This is a genomic window from Nitrosomonas sp. Nm132 (genome assembly GCF_900100485.1).
Classification (GTDB): domain Bacteria; phylum Pseudomonadota; class Gammaproteobacteria; order Burkholderiales; family Nitrosomonadaceae; genus Nitrosomonas.
Genome location: NZ_FNDH01000004.1, coordinates 104,109 through 122,953 on the forward strand (window position 1 = coordinate 104,109; position 18,845 = coordinate 122,953).

Annotated in this window: 15 protein-coding genes; 10 read left to right on the forward strand and 5 right to left on the reverse strand. The window is 49.6% G+C overall.

What is annotated here, in order from left to right; translation table 11 throughout:
* Positions 1–23 precede the first annotated feature (23 nt).
* The 4 genes from BLP80_RS02915 to recA all read right to left on the reverse strand — a co-directional run bounded on the left by BLP80_RS02915 (position 24) and on the right by recA (position 4,889).
* Positions 24–680: a dioxygenase family protein gene (locus BLP80_RS02915; protein ID WP_090539967.1), complete on the reverse strand. Its 657-nt coding sequence runs from the start codon at positions 678–680 to the stop codon at positions 24–26.
* A gap of 75 nt (positions 681–755) precedes the next feature.
* Positions 756–3,353 carry an alanine--tRNA ligase gene (gene alaS, locus BLP80_RS02920; RefSeq protein ID WP_090539969.1) on the reverse strand — a complete coding sequence of 866 codons (2,598 nt, stop codon included), beginning with the start codon at positions 3,351–3,353 and terminating at the stop codon, positions 756–758.
* Between the two features lie 43 nt (positions 3,354–3,396).
* Positions 3,397–3,846 carry a recombination regulator RecX gene (recX, locus tag BLP80_RS02925; protein ID WP_090539971.1) on the reverse strand — a complete coding sequence of 150 codons (450 nt, stop codon included), beginning with the start codon at positions 3,844–3,846 and terminating at the stop codon, positions 3,397–3,399.
* A complete protein-coding gene (gene recA, locus BLP80_RS02930; RefSeq protein ID WP_090539972.1) occupies positions 3,846–4,889 on the reverse strand; it encodes a recombinase RecA in 1,044 nt (347 codons plus the stop codon). The genes recX and recA overlap by 1 nt, the downstream gene beginning before the upstream one ends.
* Before the next feature lie 208 nt (positions 4,890–5,097).
* Here recA and adk point away from each other — a divergent pair, with 208 nt between their 5' ends.
* The 8 genes from adk (at position 5,098) to BLP80_RS02970 (ending at position 15,514) form a co-directional block, all read left to right on the forward strand.
* The gene (gene adk, locus BLP80_RS02935; RefSeq protein WP_090539974.1) at positions 5,098–5,799 is read left to right on the forward strand and encodes an adenylate kinase; all 702 of its coding nucleotides are present in this window, start codon (positions 5,098–5,100) and stop codon (positions 5,797–5,799) included.
* A 50-nt stretch (positions 5,800–5,849) separates the two neighbouring features.
* A complete protein-coding gene (locus BLP80_RS02940; protein WP_090539976.1) occupies positions 5,850–7,109 on the forward strand; it encodes a 6-phosphofructokinase in 1,260 nt (419 codons plus the stop codon).
* A 143-nt stretch (positions 7,110–7,252) separates the two neighbouring features.
* A complete protein-coding gene (locus BLP80_RS02945) occupies positions 7,253–9,310 on the forward strand; it encodes a sodium-translocating pyrophosphatase (RefSeq protein WP_090539979.1) in 2,058 nt (685 codons plus the stop codon).
* A 245-nt stretch (positions 9,311–9,555) separates the two neighbouring features.
* Positions 9,556–9,843 carry a PepSY domain-containing protein gene (locus tag BLP80_RS02950; RefSeq protein WP_090539981.1) on the forward strand — a complete coding sequence of 96 codons (288 nt, stop codon included), beginning with the start codon at positions 9,556–9,558 and terminating at the stop codon, positions 9,841–9,843.
* A gap of 103 nt (positions 9,844–9,946) precedes the next feature.
* Positions 9,947–11,695, forward strand: coding sequence for a hypothetical protein (locus BLP80_RS02955; protein ID WP_090539983.1), 1,749 nt, complete (start codon positions 9,947–9,949; stop codon positions 11,693–11,695).
* Between the two features lie 223 nt (positions 11,696–11,918).
* On the forward strand, positions 11,919–13,007 hold the full coding sequence (locus tag BLP80_RS02960) for an acetyltransferase domain-containing protein (protein ID WP_090539987.1): 1,089 nt from the start codon (positions 11,919–11,921) through the stop codon (positions 13,005–13,007).
* Positions 13,008–13,936: 929 nt separating this feature from the next.
* Positions 13,937–14,539: an NAD(P)H:quinone oxidoreductase gene (gene wrbA / locus BLP80_RS02965; RefSeq protein WP_090539989.1), complete on the forward strand. Its 603-nt coding sequence runs from the start codon at positions 13,937–13,939 to the stop codon at positions 14,537–14,539.
* Positions 14,540–14,692: 153 nt separating this feature from the next.
* Positions 14,693–15,514, forward strand: coding sequence for a DODA-type extradiol aromatic ring-opening family dioxygenase (locus BLP80_RS02970; protein ID WP_090539991.1), 822 nt, complete (start codon positions 14,693–14,695; stop codon positions 15,512–15,514).
* A gap of 121 nt (positions 15,515–15,635) precedes the next feature.
* Here the strand turns inward: BLP80_RS02970 and BLP80_RS15555 are convergent, their stop codons facing one another.
* Positions 15,636–16,034, reverse strand: coding sequence for a CPBP family intramembrane glutamic endopeptidase (locus tag BLP80_RS15555; protein ID WP_176754246.1), 399 nt, complete (start codon positions 16,032–16,034; stop codon positions 15,636–15,638).
* A gap of 906 nt (positions 16,035–16,940) precedes the next feature.
* On the opposite strand from BLP80_RS15555, the gene BLP80_RS02985 reads away from it, so the two are divergent.
* Together BLP80_RS02985 and BLP80_RS02990 are read left to right on the forward strand one after the other, a co-directional pair.
* Entirely contained in the window at positions 16,941–17,429 is a 489-nt protein-coding gene (locus BLP80_RS02985) for a hypothetical protein (protein ID WP_143002217.1), read from the forward strand.
* A 122-nt stretch (positions 17,430–17,551) separates the two neighbouring features.
* Positions 17,552–18,733, forward strand: coding sequence for a BaiN/RdsA family NAD(P)/FAD-dependent oxidoreductase (locus tag BLP80_RS02990; protein WP_090540000.1), 1,182 nt, complete (start codon positions 17,552–17,554; stop codon positions 18,731–18,733).
* Positions 18,734–18,845: the final 112 nt, after the last annotated feature.

Sequence of the window (18,845 nt, forward strand, 5' to 3'; positions counted from 1 at the left end):
TTTTAGTGTTAATAAAAAATAATTTAAGATTTTTGTTCAAGAACAATAGCGTACTCGTAAATATCCAGCGCTTCTGTTGCTGACGGACCTCTTTTACGGGCGATCATCAGCAAGCGCTCGGAGGGTTTCTTGTCGTTGAGCAGCAAATCGGTTTCATTCAGTGCTTCATCAGGGAAATACATCTGGGTGGTCAATTCCACGTAACCTTTTTTGGCTATCTTGAAATGGATATGCGGTGGCCGCATCCAGGTTTCCGATGCAGGATACGCCCCTGGCATGACGGTTTTGAAACGGAACTCACCCTGCTCATCCGTCAATACGATCGCCCATCCCTGGAAATTGGGGTCCAGGGGCGCAGAATTAGGATCGCGCGGGTGACGGTAGCGCCCCTTTGCATTCGCTTGCCAGATTTCTACAGTCGCATGCGGTACGGGCTGTCCCTGGCTATCCAGCACGCTTCCTTTGACGATGATGTGTTTGCCTTCGGCCACGCCATCACGGCCTTGCACTTGCGTCAAGTCGAAGTCTTTATCGTCCTGTGGCGTGACAGGATAAAACGGACCCTCCGTTTCAGGGGGAGTAGGCAGGAGTGCTTTAGCCAGACTTCCTTCCGCGGTAAACGCACCTGCTACACCCATCATGCTCAATTTAAGCAACTTTCTCCTGGATAGGCTTTTCATTCTCATCTCCTCATGCCAGATTAATTACCTGCAAGCAGTTTAAATTTGTTTGACTTGAGCAGTTGAATACTGTTCCTATAATTTCTGCTCCACCCAACCGCTCACACTCTCTAATGCGGCAGGCAACTTATCAGGCAAGGTGCCACCTGCTTGCGCCATATCGGCGCGCCCACCACCTTTACCGCCCACTTGCTGGGCGACATAATTAATTAACTCGCCGGCTTTTACTTTTGCTGTCAGATCATCGGTAACCCCGGCAATGAGCGTCACTTTTCCGGGCTCTGTCGTTGCCAGCACGACGATGCAGGGCTTGAACTTGTCTTTGAGCTTATCCATGGTTTCGCGCAGCGTTTTGTTGTCTGCCCCTTCCAGGTTGACCGCCAGCACTTTCGCGCCTTTGACTTCGCGCATCTGCTCGCCGAGTTCACCGCTTTGCAACGTAGCTAACTTTGATTTCAATGCGGACAGTTCTTTTTCAAATGCTTTCTTCACTTGCTGCAAATGCTGAATCGCCATTGGGATCGCACCTGCTTGCAGGGGAGGCACATTGAGCATGGACGCGCTTTTCCTGCGGTCCTCCTCCATCACTCCCACATAATGCAATGCGCGGTCGCCCGTGCAAGCTTCCACCCTTCGCACGCCTGCCGCTACGCCGCTTTCGGAGATGATCTTGAATAAGCCGATATCGCCGGTACGCTTGACATGAGTCCCCCCGCACAGCTCCTGTGAAGAACCGATATCCAGCACGCGCACTTCATCACCGTATTTCTCACCGAACAGCATCATGGCGCCAGTTTTTTTCGCCTCCTCGATCGCCATCACGCGCGCCTGACACTCAGTATTAATGAGGATCTCCGCATTCACGATTTCTTCCACCTGCCGGATTTGCTGCTCGGTCATCGGCTCGTTATGCGCAAAATCGAAACGCGTGCGCTCAGGATCCACCAGCGAGCCTTTCTGCTGCACATGACTGCCCAATACTTCACGTAGCGCTTTATGCAGCAAATGGGTAGCCGAATGATGACGCGCCGTGCGCACTCGCGCCAGTGGATCGACTTTTGCGATGACCGTGTCGCCCACCACCAACCGGCCGCTGCTTAATAATCCTTTGTGACCAAATACATTTGCCTGGATTTTCTGTGTATCGGATACCATGAATGTGCCGCTAGCCGCCAGCAACTCTCCGCAATCACCAACCTGGCCACCTGATTCTGCATAGAAGGGGGTACGGTCAAGAACCATCACGGCCTCTTCACTGGCTTCGATAAATTCCACCTGACTGCCTTGCTGGTATATTGCCAGTATGCGCCCTTCCTGCTGCAAGCTGTCGTAGCCATAAAATTCGGTGGGAATGCCGTGATATTCTACCCCACCTTGCATGGTGAACTTGCCTGCCGCCCGCGCGCGCGCGCGCTGGTCTGCCATGGCTTTGTCGAAGCCAGCGTAATCGATGCTGATGCCGCGTTCCCGGGCAATATCGGCGGTCAGATCGACGGGAAAGCCAAAGGTATCGTATAGCCGGAACACAGTCTCTCCGGCCAGCGTGCCACTGTGCTCGCGTAATGCCGTTTCCAGCACCTGCATGCCGTTTTCCAGTGTTTCCGCGAAACGCTCTTCTTCTTGTTTGAGCACGCTAGCAACGCGCTCCTTGGCGGCCACGAGCTCAGGATAAGCCGGCCCCATCACGTTGGCTAGATCATCAACCAGTTGATGAAAGAAAGGCGTCTTTTGCTCTAGCCGGTAGCCGTGCCGGATGGCGCGCCGGATAATGCGGCGCAGCACATAACCGCGCCCTTCATTGCCAGGAATGACGCCATCGGTGATCAGAAAAGCGCAGGCACGGATGTGATCGGCGATGACCTTGAGCGAATTGTTCGATAAGTCACGGCTGCGCGTCTCGCGCGCTGCCGCTTTGATCAGATCCTGGAACAGATCAATGTCGTAATTGCTGTGCACTTGCTGCATCACCGCCGAAATCCGCTCCAATCCCATGCCGGTATCTACGGAAGGTTTCGGTAAAGGATGCAACGTGCCGCTGGCATCACGATTGTATTGCATGAACACCAGGTTCCAGATTTCGATATACCGATCGCCATCCGCATTGGCTGAACCCGGCGGTCCGCCCGCTACCTCAGGACCGTGATCATAAAAAATCTCGGAACATGGGCCGCAGGGCCCGGTATCGCCCATTTGCCAGAAATTATCCATGGTGGCAATGCGCACAAAGCGTGATGGCTCGATGCCAACTTCATTCAGCCAGATATCCGCTGCTTCATCATCCTCGGCATAGACTGTCACCCACAGTTTCTCCTGAGGAATTTCCAGCACCTTGGTCAGAAACTCCCAGGCGTACTGAATGGCGTTACGCTTGAAATAATCACCGAAACTGAAATTGCCCAGCATTTCGAAAAAGGTATGATGGCGTGCGGTATAGCCGACATTCTCCAGGTCATTGTGCTTGCCGCCCGCCCGCACACAGCGTTGCGAACTGGTTGCGCGCACATACGGTCGTTTGTCCTGGCCGAGAAAGACATCCTTGAACTGCACCATGCCTGCATTCGTGAACAGCAAAGTGGGATCATTGCCGGGCACCAGTGGACTGGACGTGACAATGGCATGACCATACGACTCAAAGAATTCAAGGAATTTTTGTCTTATTTCACTGCTTTTCATGTTTATTCCATTTCACACACACATATCAATGAGGGATCAGTCTTTATACATCTTCATCCGAGCAAGCCAGCACCTGGCGGATAATTTCTGCAGAATACCCTCTCCCTGCCAGAAAGCGCGCTTGTTTGCTGCGTTCTTTCATATTTTCAGGAATCACACCGAATTTCTTGCGCCATATTTCACGGGCAGCATCCAATTCGGTTTCTTTAAGATTTACCATGGCCATATCGATCAAATGCTCCGCAATGCCTTTTTCTTTCAGTTCATGGCGGATGCGCTGCGCGCCATATTTGTGCCTACGGCCATGCAGCACTTGCTCGACCACGCGTTCAGCCGAAAGCAACCCGCGCTGCTCCAGCGCGTCCAGTGCTTCCGACAGCGCTTCGGGCGTTTGGGCGTGCTCGGCCAATTTCTTTTCCAGTTCTAGCCGCGAATATTCCCGTCTGGCCAGATAGCCCACTGCCAGGGTTTGCAAGCTTGGCTTGATGGGCATTATTCACCCGATTTGTCGCCTGCTGGAGCCATCTTGGTGGTCTTCGCCGGTTCGGCCAAGCCTGCTGCAACCCGTATTTTCTGCTCGATTTCCTTGGCCATTTCCTTATGTTCTTTCAGATAATCGCGGACATTATCTTTACCCTGACCGATCTTTTCGCCATTATAGGAATACCAGGCACCTGATTTCTCGATTAATTTATGCAATACGCCCAATTCGATGATCTCGCTTTCGCGCGAGATGCCTTCACCGTAGAGAATGTCGAAATCAGCCTGCTTAAACGGTGGCGCCACCTTGTTTTTGACGACCTTTACCCGGGTTTCGTTGCCGATCACTTCGTCTCCCTTTTTGATCGAACCGGTGCGGCGGATGTCTAGTCGTACCGAAGCATAGAACTTCAATGCGTTCCCTCCGGTGGTCGTTTCAGGATTGCCAAATACCACGCCGATCTTCATGCGTATCTGATTGATGAAGATCACCATGGTGTTACTGCGCTTGATATTGGCGGTCAATTTACGCAGCGCTTGCGACATCAGTCTAGCTTGCAGCCCCATCTGCGGCTCACCCATTTCACCTTCAATCTCAGCGCGCGGCGTCAAGGCCGCCACGGAATCCACTACGATAATATCGACCGAGCCGGAGCGAACCAGCATATCGGTAATTTCGAGTGCCTGTTCGCCATTATCGGGTTGCGAAATCAGCAACTCCTGGATATTGACGCCGATTTTCTTGGCATATTGCGGATCCAGGGCATGCTCTGCATCAATAAAGGCAGCCGTCCCACCCATTTTTTGCATCTCGGCAATCACCTGTAAAGTCAGCGTGGTTTTGCCGGATGATTCGGGCCCGTAGATTTCAATGATCCGTCCACGTGGCAATCCCCCCACACCCAACGCGATATCCAGTCCCAAGGAACCGGTTGAGACCACCTGAATATCATTGGCCACCTCGCTCGCATCCATGCGCATGATCGAACCTTTGCCAAATTGCTTTTCGATCTGGGAAAGCGCCGCAGCCAATGCCTTATTTCTATTTTCGTCCATCTTTTTTCCTGTTAAGAATTCTCCGGATTATCGCATATTCAATACCGGAAGGAAGAAACTTGCAGCAGTCCATTTTATAGCGAATATCTGGGTACTTCGAAAAATCAGTAAAAACTTCAAGCGTATGACTTCCCTGCGATATAATTTGGACACTATCAATATCGACGCCATTCATTTCTTATATTTTTAGCAAAAAAGGGGATAAATCATTCGAATCATTTTGTTAGGTGCCCCGGGCGCGGGAAAAGGCACCCAAGCCAACTATATCAAAGAACATTTCGGCATCCCGCAAATCTCAACCGGTGATATGCTGCGTAATGCTGTCAAAGCGGGCACGGAGCTTGGCATCATGGCAAAAAAAATTATGGAGTCAGGGGGGCTGGTATCGGATGACATCATTATCAATCTCGTCAAAGAGCGTATTGCTGAACCCGATTGTGCCAATGGCTTTTTGTTTGATGGCTTTCCTCGCACCATTCCGCAGGCAGATGCGCTGAAAGCAGCCGATGTGCAGATCGATTGCGTCGTCGAAATCGATGTGGCTGATAGCGAAATCATCAAGCGCATGTCGGGCCGCCGGGTGCACCCAGCTTCAGGTCGTACCTATCATGTTGAATTCAATCCATCCAAAGTAGACGGAAAAGATGATGTGACGGGCGAACCCTTGATCCAGCGGGACGATGATCGGGAAGAGACCGTCAGAAAGCGTTTGCAGGTCTACCATGATCAAACCAAACCGCTCATCCAGTACTACTCGCATTGGTCGGCAAGCGGAGAGTCCGGCGCACCGCGTTATATCAAAATAGCTGGCATGGGCGATGTGGAAGCCATACGTCACAGCATCATCACATCGCTCACAAATAAACCCAAAAATTTTTTTGAGAAGTTATTGAGTTACTTCCAAAAGTAAACAAAAAATAGAAGCGCTAACATTTTGATCAATCAGGAGAAAAAAATCATATGGCAATAAAAAATGCATTCTATGCACAATCTGGCGGAGTAACCGCCGTTATCAACGCCTCCGCGGCGGGCGTCCTGGAAACAGCTCGCGCCCATAGCGACAAGATCGGCAAAGTATACGCTGGCCGTAATGGCATCATTGGCGCACTGACGGAAGATTTGATTGACACCAGCGCAGAATCCGCTGAAGCGATCAGGGCGTTGCGTCATACGCCTTCTGGCGCCTTTGGCTCCTGCCGTTACAAACTGAAAAGCCTCGAACAGAACCGGCGTGAATATGAGCGTTTGATCGAAGTCTTCAAGGCGCACGACATTGGCTATTTTTTCTATAACGGTGGCGGAGATTCAGCGGATACTTGTCTGAAAGTATCGCAGTTATCGGACACGCTCGGTTATCCCCTCCAAGCCATTCACGTTCCCAAAACGGTTGATAATGATTTGCCGATTACCGATTGCTGCCCTGGATTTGGCTCGGTTGCGAAATATATCGCGGTATCGACGCGCGAGGCCAGTTTTGACGTCGCGAGCATGGCCAAAACATCCACCAAAGTATTTGTATTGGAGGTGATGGGCCGTCACGCAGGATGGATTGCAGCGGCTGGCGGATTGGCTTCGAGTAAAGATTGTGAGATTCCCATTGTCATCTTGTTCCCGGAAATTACTTTTGATAAAGAAAAATTTCTCGCCAAGGTTGATAGCTATGTTAAGCAATTTGGCTATTGCTCAGTGGTGGTATCAGAAGGTGTCAAGGGCGAAGATGGCAATTTCCTTTCCGACCAGGGATTACGCGATGCGTTTGGCCATGCGCAATTAGGTGGAGTCGCACCGGTCGTCGCGAATATCATCAAAGATGGGCTGGGACTGAAATATCACTGGGGAGTGGCTGATTATCTGCAGCGTGCAGCCCGTCATATTGCCTCCAAAGCTGATGTGGAGCAGGCTTATGCCATGGGTAAAGCCGCTGTCGAATATGCCATTGCCGGGCATAACTCAGTCATGCCAACCATTGAGCGTGTCTCCAATACGCCTTACAGCTGGAAAGTGGGCATGGTTGAATTATCGAAAGTCGCCAATGTAGAGAAAATGATGCCTGCGGACTTTATCACTGACGATGGCTTTGGTATTACGGAAAAATGTCGTGAGTATCTCTCGCCATTGATCGAAGGCGAAGATTATCCTCCTTATAAAAATGGATTGCCTGATTACGTGCGCTTGCAGAATATCGCGGTCGCCAAGAAATTGGGTGAGTTCAAGCTTTAATCTCATACAGTTACATTCTGGCGGCAAGAACGTATAAAATAGGCGCTTTTGCTGCTTCTGATTCAAATTAGATGATTGATGTGAAATTTTCAGACCAAATTTCGCATGTTTTTCAGGTGGTCTGGCTTTAATTGGAGTTCTTTATGGCAAATGGTTTAACCATCGCAATTCTCAGTGCGATTCTTGCCCTGATTTTCAGTGGCATCTGGATCAGGCGTATTTATGCTCAGTCTCCCGGCAATGCACGTATGCAAGAAATCGCTGCTGCCGTTCAAGAAGGTGCATCGGCTTATCTCAAGCGCCAATACATGACGATTAGTATGGTGGGTGTGATTTTATTTCTTGCCGTGGGCGCAGCCCTCTCGTGGAGCACGGCTTTCGGTTTTGCCTTAGGCGCGCTGCTTTCTGGAGTCGCTGGCTTCCTGGGCATGACCGTATCTGTTCAATCCAATGTACGCACGGCTGAAGCGGCACGCACCGGACTGAATGAAGCATTGGAAATCGCATTCCGCGGCGGTGCCGTCACCGGCATGCTCGTGGTAGGACTTGGGTTATTGGGTGTGGCCGGATATAGCGCACTGCTGTATAGCGATTCAGCTGCTGATCAGTCCATGAGCGACATCATTCATCCGCTGGTGGGTTTTGCTTTCGGTGGCTCGCTGATTTCTATCTTTGCGCGTCTGGGTGGAGGTATTTTCACGAAAGGCGCAGACGTGGGCGCGGATCTGGTAGGCAAGGTCGAAGCAGGTATTCCTGAAGATGATCCACGTAATCCGGCTGTGATCGCAGATAACGTGGGCGATAATGTGGGCGATTGTGCCGGGATGGCAGCCGATTTGTTTGAAACCTATGCTGTTACCATCATCGCAACCATGATACTGGGTGCCTTGCTGTTCACATCCAATACAGCCAATGCCGTAGTTTATCCATTGATGCTGGGCGCAGTCTCGATTATCGCTTCCATCATCGGTTGTTACTTCGTCAAAATGCGTGAAGGCGGAAAAATCATGAATGCGCTTTATCGTGGCCTGGCTGTGGCTGGCGCGATTGCGTTTTTTGCTTATCTGCCTGTCACTGTCTGGTTTATGGGGGGGATGTCCTTAAATCTTGAGGGTGTTGATGTCGCCGGCGGTGAACTGGTCATGCGCTTGTTTGTTTGCGCCGCTATCGGCCTGCTCCTGACGGGCTTGATGGTCATCATCACCGAGTATTACACCTCGACCGAATATCCGCCCGTTCGGCATATCGCTAATGCATCGACGACTGGACATGGTACCAATATCATCGCGGGTCTCGGCGTTTCCATGCGTGCGACGGCTGCGCCGGTATTGGCAGTGTGTGCAAGTATTCTGATTGCCTATTCGCTGGCGGGCCTGTATGGCATTGCCATCGCTGCCACCGCTATGTTATCCATGACCGGTATTATCGTGGCACTTGATGCTTACGGCCCCATTACTGACAATGCAGGCGGTATCGCTGAAATGTCTGGCATGCCGGAATCCGTTCGTGCGATTACTGACCCGCTGGATGCGGTTGGCAATACCACTAAAGCCGTGACCAAAGGTTATGCCATTGGTTCAGCAGGGCTGGCTGCACTGGTGCTGTTTGCTGACTACACGCATGGTCTGGAGCATGCAGGCAAATTGCTCACTTTTGATTTGTCTAATCATCTGGTTATTATCGGTCTGTTCATTGGCGGCATGGTGCCTTACCTGTTTGGCGCAATGTCGATGGAAGCCGTCGGACGGGCTGCGGGCTCGGTGGTGATTGAAGTGCGTCGTCAATTCAGGGAAATTCCAGGCATCATGGAAGGAACGGCTAAACCGGATTATTCCCGTGCGGTGGATATGCTGACCAAAGCGGCTATTAAAGAAATGATCGTACCGTCATTGCTGCCCGTTCTGATTCCTGTGCTGGTAGGCATATTCCTTGGCCCACAAGCGCTAGGTGGCGTATTGATGGGCTCGATCATTACCGGCCTGTTCGTGGCGATTTCCATGACTACCGGTGGTGGTGCATGGGACAACGCCAAAAAATACATCGAAGATGATAACTACGGCGGCAAAGGAAGTGAAGCTCACAAAGCGGCGGTAACAGGTGATACCGTTGGCGATCCGTACAAGGATACGGCTGGCCCCGCGATCAACCCGTTGATCAAAATTATCAATATCGTGGCATTGCTGATTATTCCATTGCTGTAATATTGTAATTTTAGCAATTGAAAAAGCCCACCAGTCAAGCTGGTGGGCTTTTTTTTTCAACTGTTAGTTTCTTCGTTGTCATCATCCTGTCATTGCATTTTCTTGCCACATTACGTAGGATTGGTTGCGGGTGCCTATGAGCAAATTGAATCGCTACCTGCTCACCTACAGTCACTCGTGTTTACAGCCTTTATCAGAAATCCTATGTAACTGTTTGTATTAACGACATTAACAGGAGAATCAAGATGAACGTTAAAATACGCGCACTCGCTTTACTAACAACACTGCTCTTTGCAACCTCCAGTTTTGCTGATTTATTAGGCGATGAAAAGGTCGAGTGGTCTCAGGTTCCAGAAAAAGTCCAGAAAACCATCACACAACATGCGCAGGGTGGAACCATTGAGAAAATTGAAAAAGAAACAGAGAAAAAAAAGGTCATCGTTTATGAAGCTCATGTAAAAAAACCCGATGGCAAGAAAATTGAGATTAAAGTCGAGGAAGACGGTACGCTGTTTGAAATCGAACAAGATTAAGCACTCAACATCCATTCAAAGCTAATCTTCACGTTATTCCCTAGCGGTCTGGCATACCATCGGCCAGACCGCATTCTGATTTAGCTCAAAGGAGGGGTATTCCATGCTAACCAAAACGTTTTATTCACGGCAACCAAGCTTAATACTCGTGACCTTGAGTATAGTCTGCGCCTTTGCTCAAGCAAGCCCGGCCATCTCATCAGATGCGCCAGCAAAATCCGGTGCTGGACATAAACACGCGGAACACACGGATCAAACCAATCAGCCAGGACCCGCTGGCGAGCTCCCGCCCAAACTGCAAAATCTCGGCCCCCATACTTTCCCGGTCAGCACAAAAAACCCGCAGGCGCAATTATTCATGAACCAAGGACTCAACCTGGCTTATGCATTTAATCATGCCGAAGCGCGCCGCGCCTTCCGCGAAGCTGCGCGACTCGATCCTGCTCTGGCAATGGCTTACTGGGGCCAGGCGCTTGTGCTGGGGCCCAATATCAATGCCATGATGGATCCAAAAGAAGAGCAGGAGGCGCTTGAGCTCATTCAGAAAGCGGCATCGCTTATGGCAACGGCATCGCCAAGAGAACAGGCGCTCATTCGTGCGCTGGAAAAACGTTATACAGGAAAAGCGGAGCAACGCAGCGTAAACAACCAAGCTTATGCAGAAACGATGCGTACAGCACACCAACGCTTCCCGGATGATCCCGATATCGCTATGCTCTATGTCGAATCGATGATGGATCTTCGCCCATGGGGCTACTGGATGCCAGACGGGCAGCCGTATGAAGGTACGGCGGAAATCGTGGCTATCACGGAAGAAGTCATGCGCAAAGATCCGAAGCACCCCGGCGCCTTGCATATGTACATTCATCTCATCGAACCCACGTGCACGCCCGAGCGTGCGGAAAAAGCAGCGGATACCCTGCTGGCGCTCATGCCAGCCGCGGGCCATGTGGTGCATATGGCCTCGCATATCTATCAGCGTGTCGGACGCTATGCGGACTCGATGAAAAGCAATCAGCTCGCTATCGCCGCAGATGAAAACTATCTTGCGCAATACCCAGCGCAAGGGATCTATCCGATGGGCTATTACCCGCACAATATCCACTTTCTCTGGTTTGCGGCTACACTGGATGGACAAAGCAAGGTCGCGATTGACGCGGCCCGTAAGGCGGCAGCCAAGGTCAGCGATGCCGCGCTGAATGAGTTACCTGTAGCCGCGATATTTCGTGTCATTCCCTACTGGTCGCTGGCACGATTTGGGCACTGGCAAGACGTTCTCAAGGAACCGCCCCCCCCTGCTAACAACGCGTTTCTGACAGGTGGCTGGCACTATGTACGTGGCTTGGCATTTGTGGCGACAGGCCAGCTACAACAAGCTGAACAGGAGCTCGCGTCATTGCGCAAGATTATGCAGGAGCCGAGCCTGGACTCACCGCTATTTTCACAGAATACAGCCCGCACAGTACTGGCTATCGGACCCGAGGTATTGGCCGGCGAGATTGCTGCCGCTCAGGGAAAATTTACTGAAGCGATCGCCCATCTCGATCAAGCTGTCCGCCTGGAAGATGGTCTGGTTTATACCGAACCGGCCGAATGGCATTTTCCGCCGCGTCTGGCGCTGGGGGCAATTTTGCTCGAGGCAGGACGTCCGGCTGAAGCGGAAACGGTTTATTGGGAAGACCTACGGCGCAACCGCAACAACGGCTGGGCATTGTATGGTCTGCTGCAAGCACTGCGCGCACAACAGAAAAATGACCAGGCAGCACTCATCGAAGTTCGCTTCAAAAAAGCATGGGAGCGTGCTGACATCACGCTCAATGCCTCACGTTTTGGACGGAAACCCAAGACCTGAACAGACGAAGCGGGGGAGTCTCGATAAAATGAATTTAACCCGAATATTTCATGAATTCGCGTGATGATCACGCAGGATTTTGATTAATAGGGAAGTTTTGAGAAGGAGGGGTGTAGTGATTCATACACCCGACTGAGCAAAATCTTTCTTATTAATCAAAAGACAAGTGAGGACACGTGCCAATTTATGAAATATTCGGGTTAATGGGCTTTGGCAGAGCCCGATGAACCGTATTGCAGCGATCGATTGGCTGCGTGGTATCGTTATGATATTGATGGCGCTGGACCACGCTTCCGCTTTTTTCAACCAGGGACGCGTCGCAAACGATAGTATCGTCACGCATGAGGTCGGCTCAGGTTTTGTTGTCGAGCAATTTTTTACCCGCTGGATCACGCATCTGAGCGCGCCTACCTTTGTGTTCCTGACAGGAACAGCGATGGCACTTAGTATCATGCAGCGTCGTGAAAAAGGCATGCATAGCAAAGCCATTGATCGTGATCTGCTGATCCGCGGCGCATTCATTGCATTGCTTGATATCGTGGTATTTTCGTTCATGGGTGGAAAGCTGTATCTGCAAGTGTTGTATGCAATCGGGGTCAGCTTGATGCTGATGACGCTGCTCTATCGTCTGGACAGGCGCGTGCTGTTAGCCAGTGCGCTGATCCTGCTCTGTGGTGGTGAAGCCTTTACCGTCTTGTTCTGGCAACCGCATGGCGAGGTACCGCTGTGGCTGGCATTGACTTTTGCTCCTTGGTTCAGTGAATCATTTACGGTGCTCTATCCGGCAATTCCCTGGCTCGCCATCATGATGCTGGGATGGGTATTTGGCGACTGGCTGACAACCCGCGCGAAAGATCCCTGGTCAGTGATGCGTGTCTTATTGATAGGAGGTTCGTTGGCCGTGGTTTGCTTCCTACTCGTGCGCGGTTTCAATGCTTATGGCAATATGTTGTTGTATCGTGAAGACTATTCGATTATTCAATGGTTGCATGTCAGCAAGTATCCGCCGGGCATCAGCTATATTTCACTGGAGCTGGGATTGATGGCGATCATACTGGCGGCTCTGCTGTGGTTGCAGCCGAAGATCGGTATCCGTCAATATGGTCCCATTTTGGTATTTGGCCAAACAGCGCTTTTCTTCTACCTCGCACATTTCGCCGTGCTGGCCATGCTGAACCTGTTTCTGGAGCGTGCCGGACTTGGACAGGCTTATCTCGCCGCTACCATCACGCTGGCAGTGCTCTACCCAATTTGCTGCGCCTACCGCGCTTTGAAATGGCGTTATCCAGATAGTGTCCTGCGGTTTGTTTGAAGGCGTGAATACCCTGATTCCTTAACGTAGCAGCAAGATTACATGACTATTCTTTCCCGATGTTTCTGGTACTAAGGGATAAAAATTGTATGCAAATGCATTATTGCCTGCCTAATTGTTATCCCTTAGCATTATTGTGCAGCGAAGCTGAATTGGTTTGATCCGTTGCTTCTGTTCTGCTTCAGGAGTCAATCAGAAAATTGGGGTTAAATAATTAAGCCACCCTGACTCCAATTATTTGAATTATCTTTATTTTTTCTATATAGGAGACTGCAAAAATGAAACTTTCACTCATATTAGCTGCCCTCTTAGTAACAACGTCCTTCCTAACTGCCTGCATGGAACCAAAACCTGGCCAGTATCCGCCAAGCGCGTCGATGGAACGTGATTCTATGCCGGACAAAGATGCGCAAAAAAGCTCAAAAGGCTAGCACTAAACACATGACACAAATATTTTAACCGCCCTCTTAGGGCGGTTTTTTTATAATGAGAGTCATCAAGCAAATTTATGAGCGGGCTTTAGCATGATTCTTGTTTTTACCGAAACTAACCTTCTGTCCTGCTAGCCCGAATATTTCATAAATTCGCGTGATCATCACGCAGGATTCTGATTAATAGGGAAGTTTTGAGAAGGAGGGGTGTAGTGATTCATACACCCGGCTGAGCAAAATCTTTCTTATTAATCAAAAGACAAGTGAAGACACGTGAATTTATGAAATATTCGGGCTAGTACTTCAATCTGTTGTTTAAAACGTTTAGGGCCAATTGCCAAACATGAGTGGGCAATACAATATGATGAAAGCTAAGTTGGCTAATACCCTTAATACCCAAAGAGATATCGTGAGTATTGCCGTAATAGATTGTGTTATTCTGGAAATGTAATGCTCACGTGACTGACTCCCCGATCACACAAAATCAGGAGATACCCCATGGCAAAAGTTCTCGTTCTTTATTACAGCATGTATGGCCACATCGAAACCATGGCGAAAGCGGTAGCTGAAGGCGCACGTAGCGTGGAAGGCGCCGAGGTCGCTCTCAAGCGCGTGCCCGAGTTGATGCCGGAAGACGTGGCACGAAAGGCTGGCGCCAAGCTCGATCAGGCGGCGCCAATCGCGACAGTGGACGAGCTGCCGCACTACGATGCCATTATCTTTGGCACACCAACACGTTTCGGCAATATGTGTGCGCAGATGCGCAATTTTCTTGATCAGACAGGCCGGTTGTGGCTCAACGGTAGCTTGATCGGCAAAGTGGGCAGTGTATTCACGTCCACAGCCACCCAGCACGGCGGGCAGGAAACCACGATCACCTCGTTCCACAGCACCTTGTTACATCAAGGCATGATTATCGTGGGTGTTCCCTATTCGTGTCAGGAGATCCTGAACATGAGTGAAATTACCGGCGGATCACCCTATGGGGCGAGTACGCTTGCAGGCGGCGATGGTAGCCGTCAACCGTCAGAGAACGAAATAAAAATCGCTCGTTTCCAGGGAGCCCATGTCGCACAAGTGGCCAGGAAATTATCAAGCTAATTACACTCATCGTACTTCAAAATTCGGCATCAATACCTTCTCCCGCTGGGAAAAGGCTGGATGAGTATAACCGCTTGGAGAGGAGGGATGCAGCCAGGAGGGGTATGTTCCCCTTAGCAGAACATGAGCGCTTTTTACCCTTAGGAATTTTATATGGTCAACCAAGCATCTGAAACGTTTTCACCCGTTTTGTATTTACCTCATGGCGGCGGGCCGTTACCCATTTTGGGTGATAAAAGGCATGAGAAGATGGTTTCTTTTCTGAAGGAAATCATAAGCAAACTGGGCGAACCGTCAGCGATTTTAGTCATCAGCGCTCATTGGGAAGAAGATCAAGCGACGATAATCAGTGGCAGTCATCCTGGAATTATCTATGACTACTACGGGTTTCCTGCGGAAGCTTATCAAATCCAGTACGCTGCACCGGGTTATCCCCAGTTGGCGAAGGAGGTGTTTGAGTTGATAGCAGCCAGCGGTATGCCAGTGAAAATGGATGAGCAGCGCGGTTATGATCATGGCTTGTTCGTGCCGCTTAAACTGATGTATCCACAAGCACAGATTCCTTGCATCCAGCTATCATTACTCAGGAATTTAGATCCCGGAAAGCATATTGCGCTTGGAAAAGCCATCGCGTCTTTACGAAAGAAAAATATCCTGATTATCGGATCAGGCATGTCGTTTCATAATTTGAAAGCTTTTTTCTCGCAGGATGTTGACAGCAACAAAGAAAACGATGCATTTGATAGCTGGCTGATCGAAACATGCACCAGCCAGGCGATTTCGCCTGAAGCGCGCGAGCAGCGATTGATTGAATGGGAAAAGGCGCCATCGGCTCGATTTTGTCATCCCAGAGAAGAGCATCTATTACCGCTGCATGTTTGCTACGGCATCGCCGGTACCGGTACCCCAATCGCCCAAGTGGTATTTAACGAGGAAGTTATGGGCAAAAGGGTTACGAGCTTGCTGTGGCGGTAGCAAGGGGTCATTCCTTAACAAGGAAGCAAAACCCGGAATGATTGCTGCCAAGTCCCGCTGACCCCCGCTAAATTAGAATGCAAGGTATTTAACATTGCCGCACTGCCTTAGTCAGACTGGTTTATAGTATTCCCTTGCGGTATAAAACACATAAATCCATCATGATGGCGATACCATAGTGCAGCATCACGCCTGGCCAGATACTTTTGCTTTTCAGACTCATCGCACCCAGCACGACACCGGCAACAATTGCGCCAATCGTTTCAGGTAGCGGTTTACCAAAATGAATCATGCAATAGGGAATGGTCATGACAAAGATGGCATGAATTCCAAATTTTCGTTTAGTGCCGTGCAACAAAAATCCTCGGAACAAAAATTCGAGCGCAATAAATTGAAGAAAGTAAAACATCTGCCAAATTACAAAACTCGGATAAAGTTTCTCAGTTTTCCCTACATCATAAAAAGGATAACCTGCCATGAAGCTTTCCGTCCCCGAGAAATAAACAATTATGGGGATCATACTGATGATCATCAGAAGATAAGGCCTATAATTGCTGAAACTGTAATGAGGTGCCAAGCCGTAATCACTGGGCTTTTCTTTTATAACCAGCACAACTACCAGCAATGGGAGAATAAAATAAAACAAGATAATAGAGGACGCCCAGAATATTAATCGGTGCAGCTGAGCATTTGCATGATGCAGCATGGATGACTGGAATATGTTTGAGAGATCGTTTAGTTCAATGCTTTTCAAAACTGATAATACAAAGCGGTAATCTCCCAAATAGCGATTAAAGGTTAGCGCCAACGCGACCACAATGCAGATCAGCGCTACTTTTAAACCGCCTTTTCTTGCTTGCCATTGTAATAATTTGGTAAAACTTTGATTTGATTGAGGGATAAAAAACCTGAGCATTTTTGTTTGGGGAGTAAGAAAATCTTATTCGAATGGTTTGTGCTACATAAATATTTACTTGATAGAGCGTAAATACATTCAGGGGCTTTAGGAAGTTAAAGCAGATTTAACCCGAATATTTTATAAATTGGCACGTGTCCTCACTTGCCTTTTGATTAATAAGAAAGATTTTGCTCAGTCGGGTGTATGAATCACTACACCACTCTTTCTCAAAACTTCCCTATTAATCAAAATCCTGCGTGATCATCACGCGAATTTATGAAATATTCGGGTTAAATGTAATAATTTGAGTATTGCAATGCAGAGATTATCACGGCGATGACTATAACGAAATTCGGTTTCTTTCAGGGGAAAAAAGTGCGCTGAGAGGAAGTCATCGAGCAAGATAACGCAGATCAATTTTTGTATCAACTGTTTTGTATTTACCCTATAGACGCGCATTACACTCAACCATGAGTGAAGCTGAAAGCAGCGCCCAATGTTGACCAATTTTTCGGGGAGAATGATGTGATGAAAAAAGTAATAGTCATTTTAGTCGTACTCTTATCTGCATGTGCCAGTGTCAGTGGACCGAAAGAGAAGCCTTGGATTTACGAAGAACCGATGGCGGGAAATCATTCTGCGCTTGCACGCTGTGTGGTGAGCAGGCTGCAATCGGATAGCAGGTGGTCAATTCGCATGTTGCAATTCAGCAATCGGCTCTATCCAGACATTGATGCATCCGAGGTTTACGCTTATGACATGAGGTTCCTGCCGGGTGTTTTTGCACGCAACTCGCCTACCAATCCAGATGCGGTATTTGATTATGCCGATCTGAGTCCTGAGGCTCTGCCCTATGGTCAACACGGTACTTACACCGGGCCCGACTATGCGTTTGCTTTGATGATTAAGAAGATTGACGACAACAGCGTTATGGCGACCCTGAAGGGAAGCAAGCATGTAGGCGGTATCGCCTGGGAGTATTTACAGGCGTGCGCTCAGGTCGGAATCAGCTCTTAGCAACGGCGCTTCTGCTCAACTGAACAAAACTTTGTATGAGGTCCTCCACAATCCAGACTGAACGCGTGGTTCGCTGTTTCCTGTTACAGAAAAAGATTCTGGTTTAATCAACAAAATAAAACATGTTTCATAGCTATGATGTGATCATCATCGGCGCTGGCGCAGCCGGGTTGATGTGTGCGATAGAAGCCGGAAAGCGCGGGCGGAGGGTGTGGCTGATCGACCACATGACAAAAATTGCGGAGAAGATACGCATTTCTGGCGGCGGGCGGTGCAACTTTACCAATATATATGCGCAGTCCCAGTGTTATCTTTCGCAGAATCCGCATTTCTGCAAATCAGCGCTCAAGCAATATACTCCGCAGGATTTTATCGCGCTAGTGCGCAAGCACGGTATTGCCTTTCATGAGAAAAAGCTGGGGCAGTTGTTTTGCGATGATTCCTCCAGGCAGATCATTAATATGCTGCTGACAGAAGCTTACCAGTCGGGAGTAAAACTGGAAATGCAAACGCGGGTGCTTGATATCGAGGCTGTTCCGGGGGGGTATCGCATCAAGACCAGTAAGGGTGACCAGACTTGCGCTTCGCTTGTGATCGCGACGGGTGGCCTTTCGATCCCAAAAATCGGAGCAACCCATTTCGGGTATGAAACGGCCAGGAAATTCGGCTTGAATGTCATCAGGCCGCGGGCTGGGCTGGTACCACTGACCTTCGACGGGGCGCTGCTGGAACGGTGCAAGACGCTGAGCGGCGTTTCCATTGAGGCGGATGTCCGATACAAAAAGCAAGTTTTTGCCGAGGGGCTGCTGTTCACTCATCGGGGCTTGAGCGGCCCTTCCATCTTGCAGATTTCATCTTACTGGCAGGATGGTGAACAAATTATCGTTAATCTGGTACCTGGTACCGATATTTTCAAGTTTCTCAAAGACAGGAAACAAAGCCAGCCAAAGCTGCACGCGAGCAACGCGCTTTCGGAAATTCTGCCCAGGCGTCTTGCACAAAGCGTCTGCGACGAGCAAGCGTGCAATGGGCCGCTGGGCGGCCTGTCTAATACCAAACTGGCAGCAGTCGCCCGTGTTGTCAATGACTGGCATATCAGGCCGACAGGTACTGAAGGCTATCGAACGGCGGAAGTTACGGTAGGCGGGATTGATACCCAAGACCTCTCTTCACAAACAATGGAAGCAAAAAAACATCCTGGCCTGTTTTTTATCGGTGAGGTTGTCGACGTGACTGGTCATTTGGGTGGCTTTAATTTCCAGTGGGCCTGGTCTTCGGGTTACGCTGCGGGACAAGCCGTATAGCGTGCGCCGTAGCGGTAAATGAGCCCTTAGCTCATCTTTAACTGCTTCTGGGTAGTAACTATAGTGACTCGAATAAAAAGAAGGACATACATATATTGAGACCTTTGCAGCA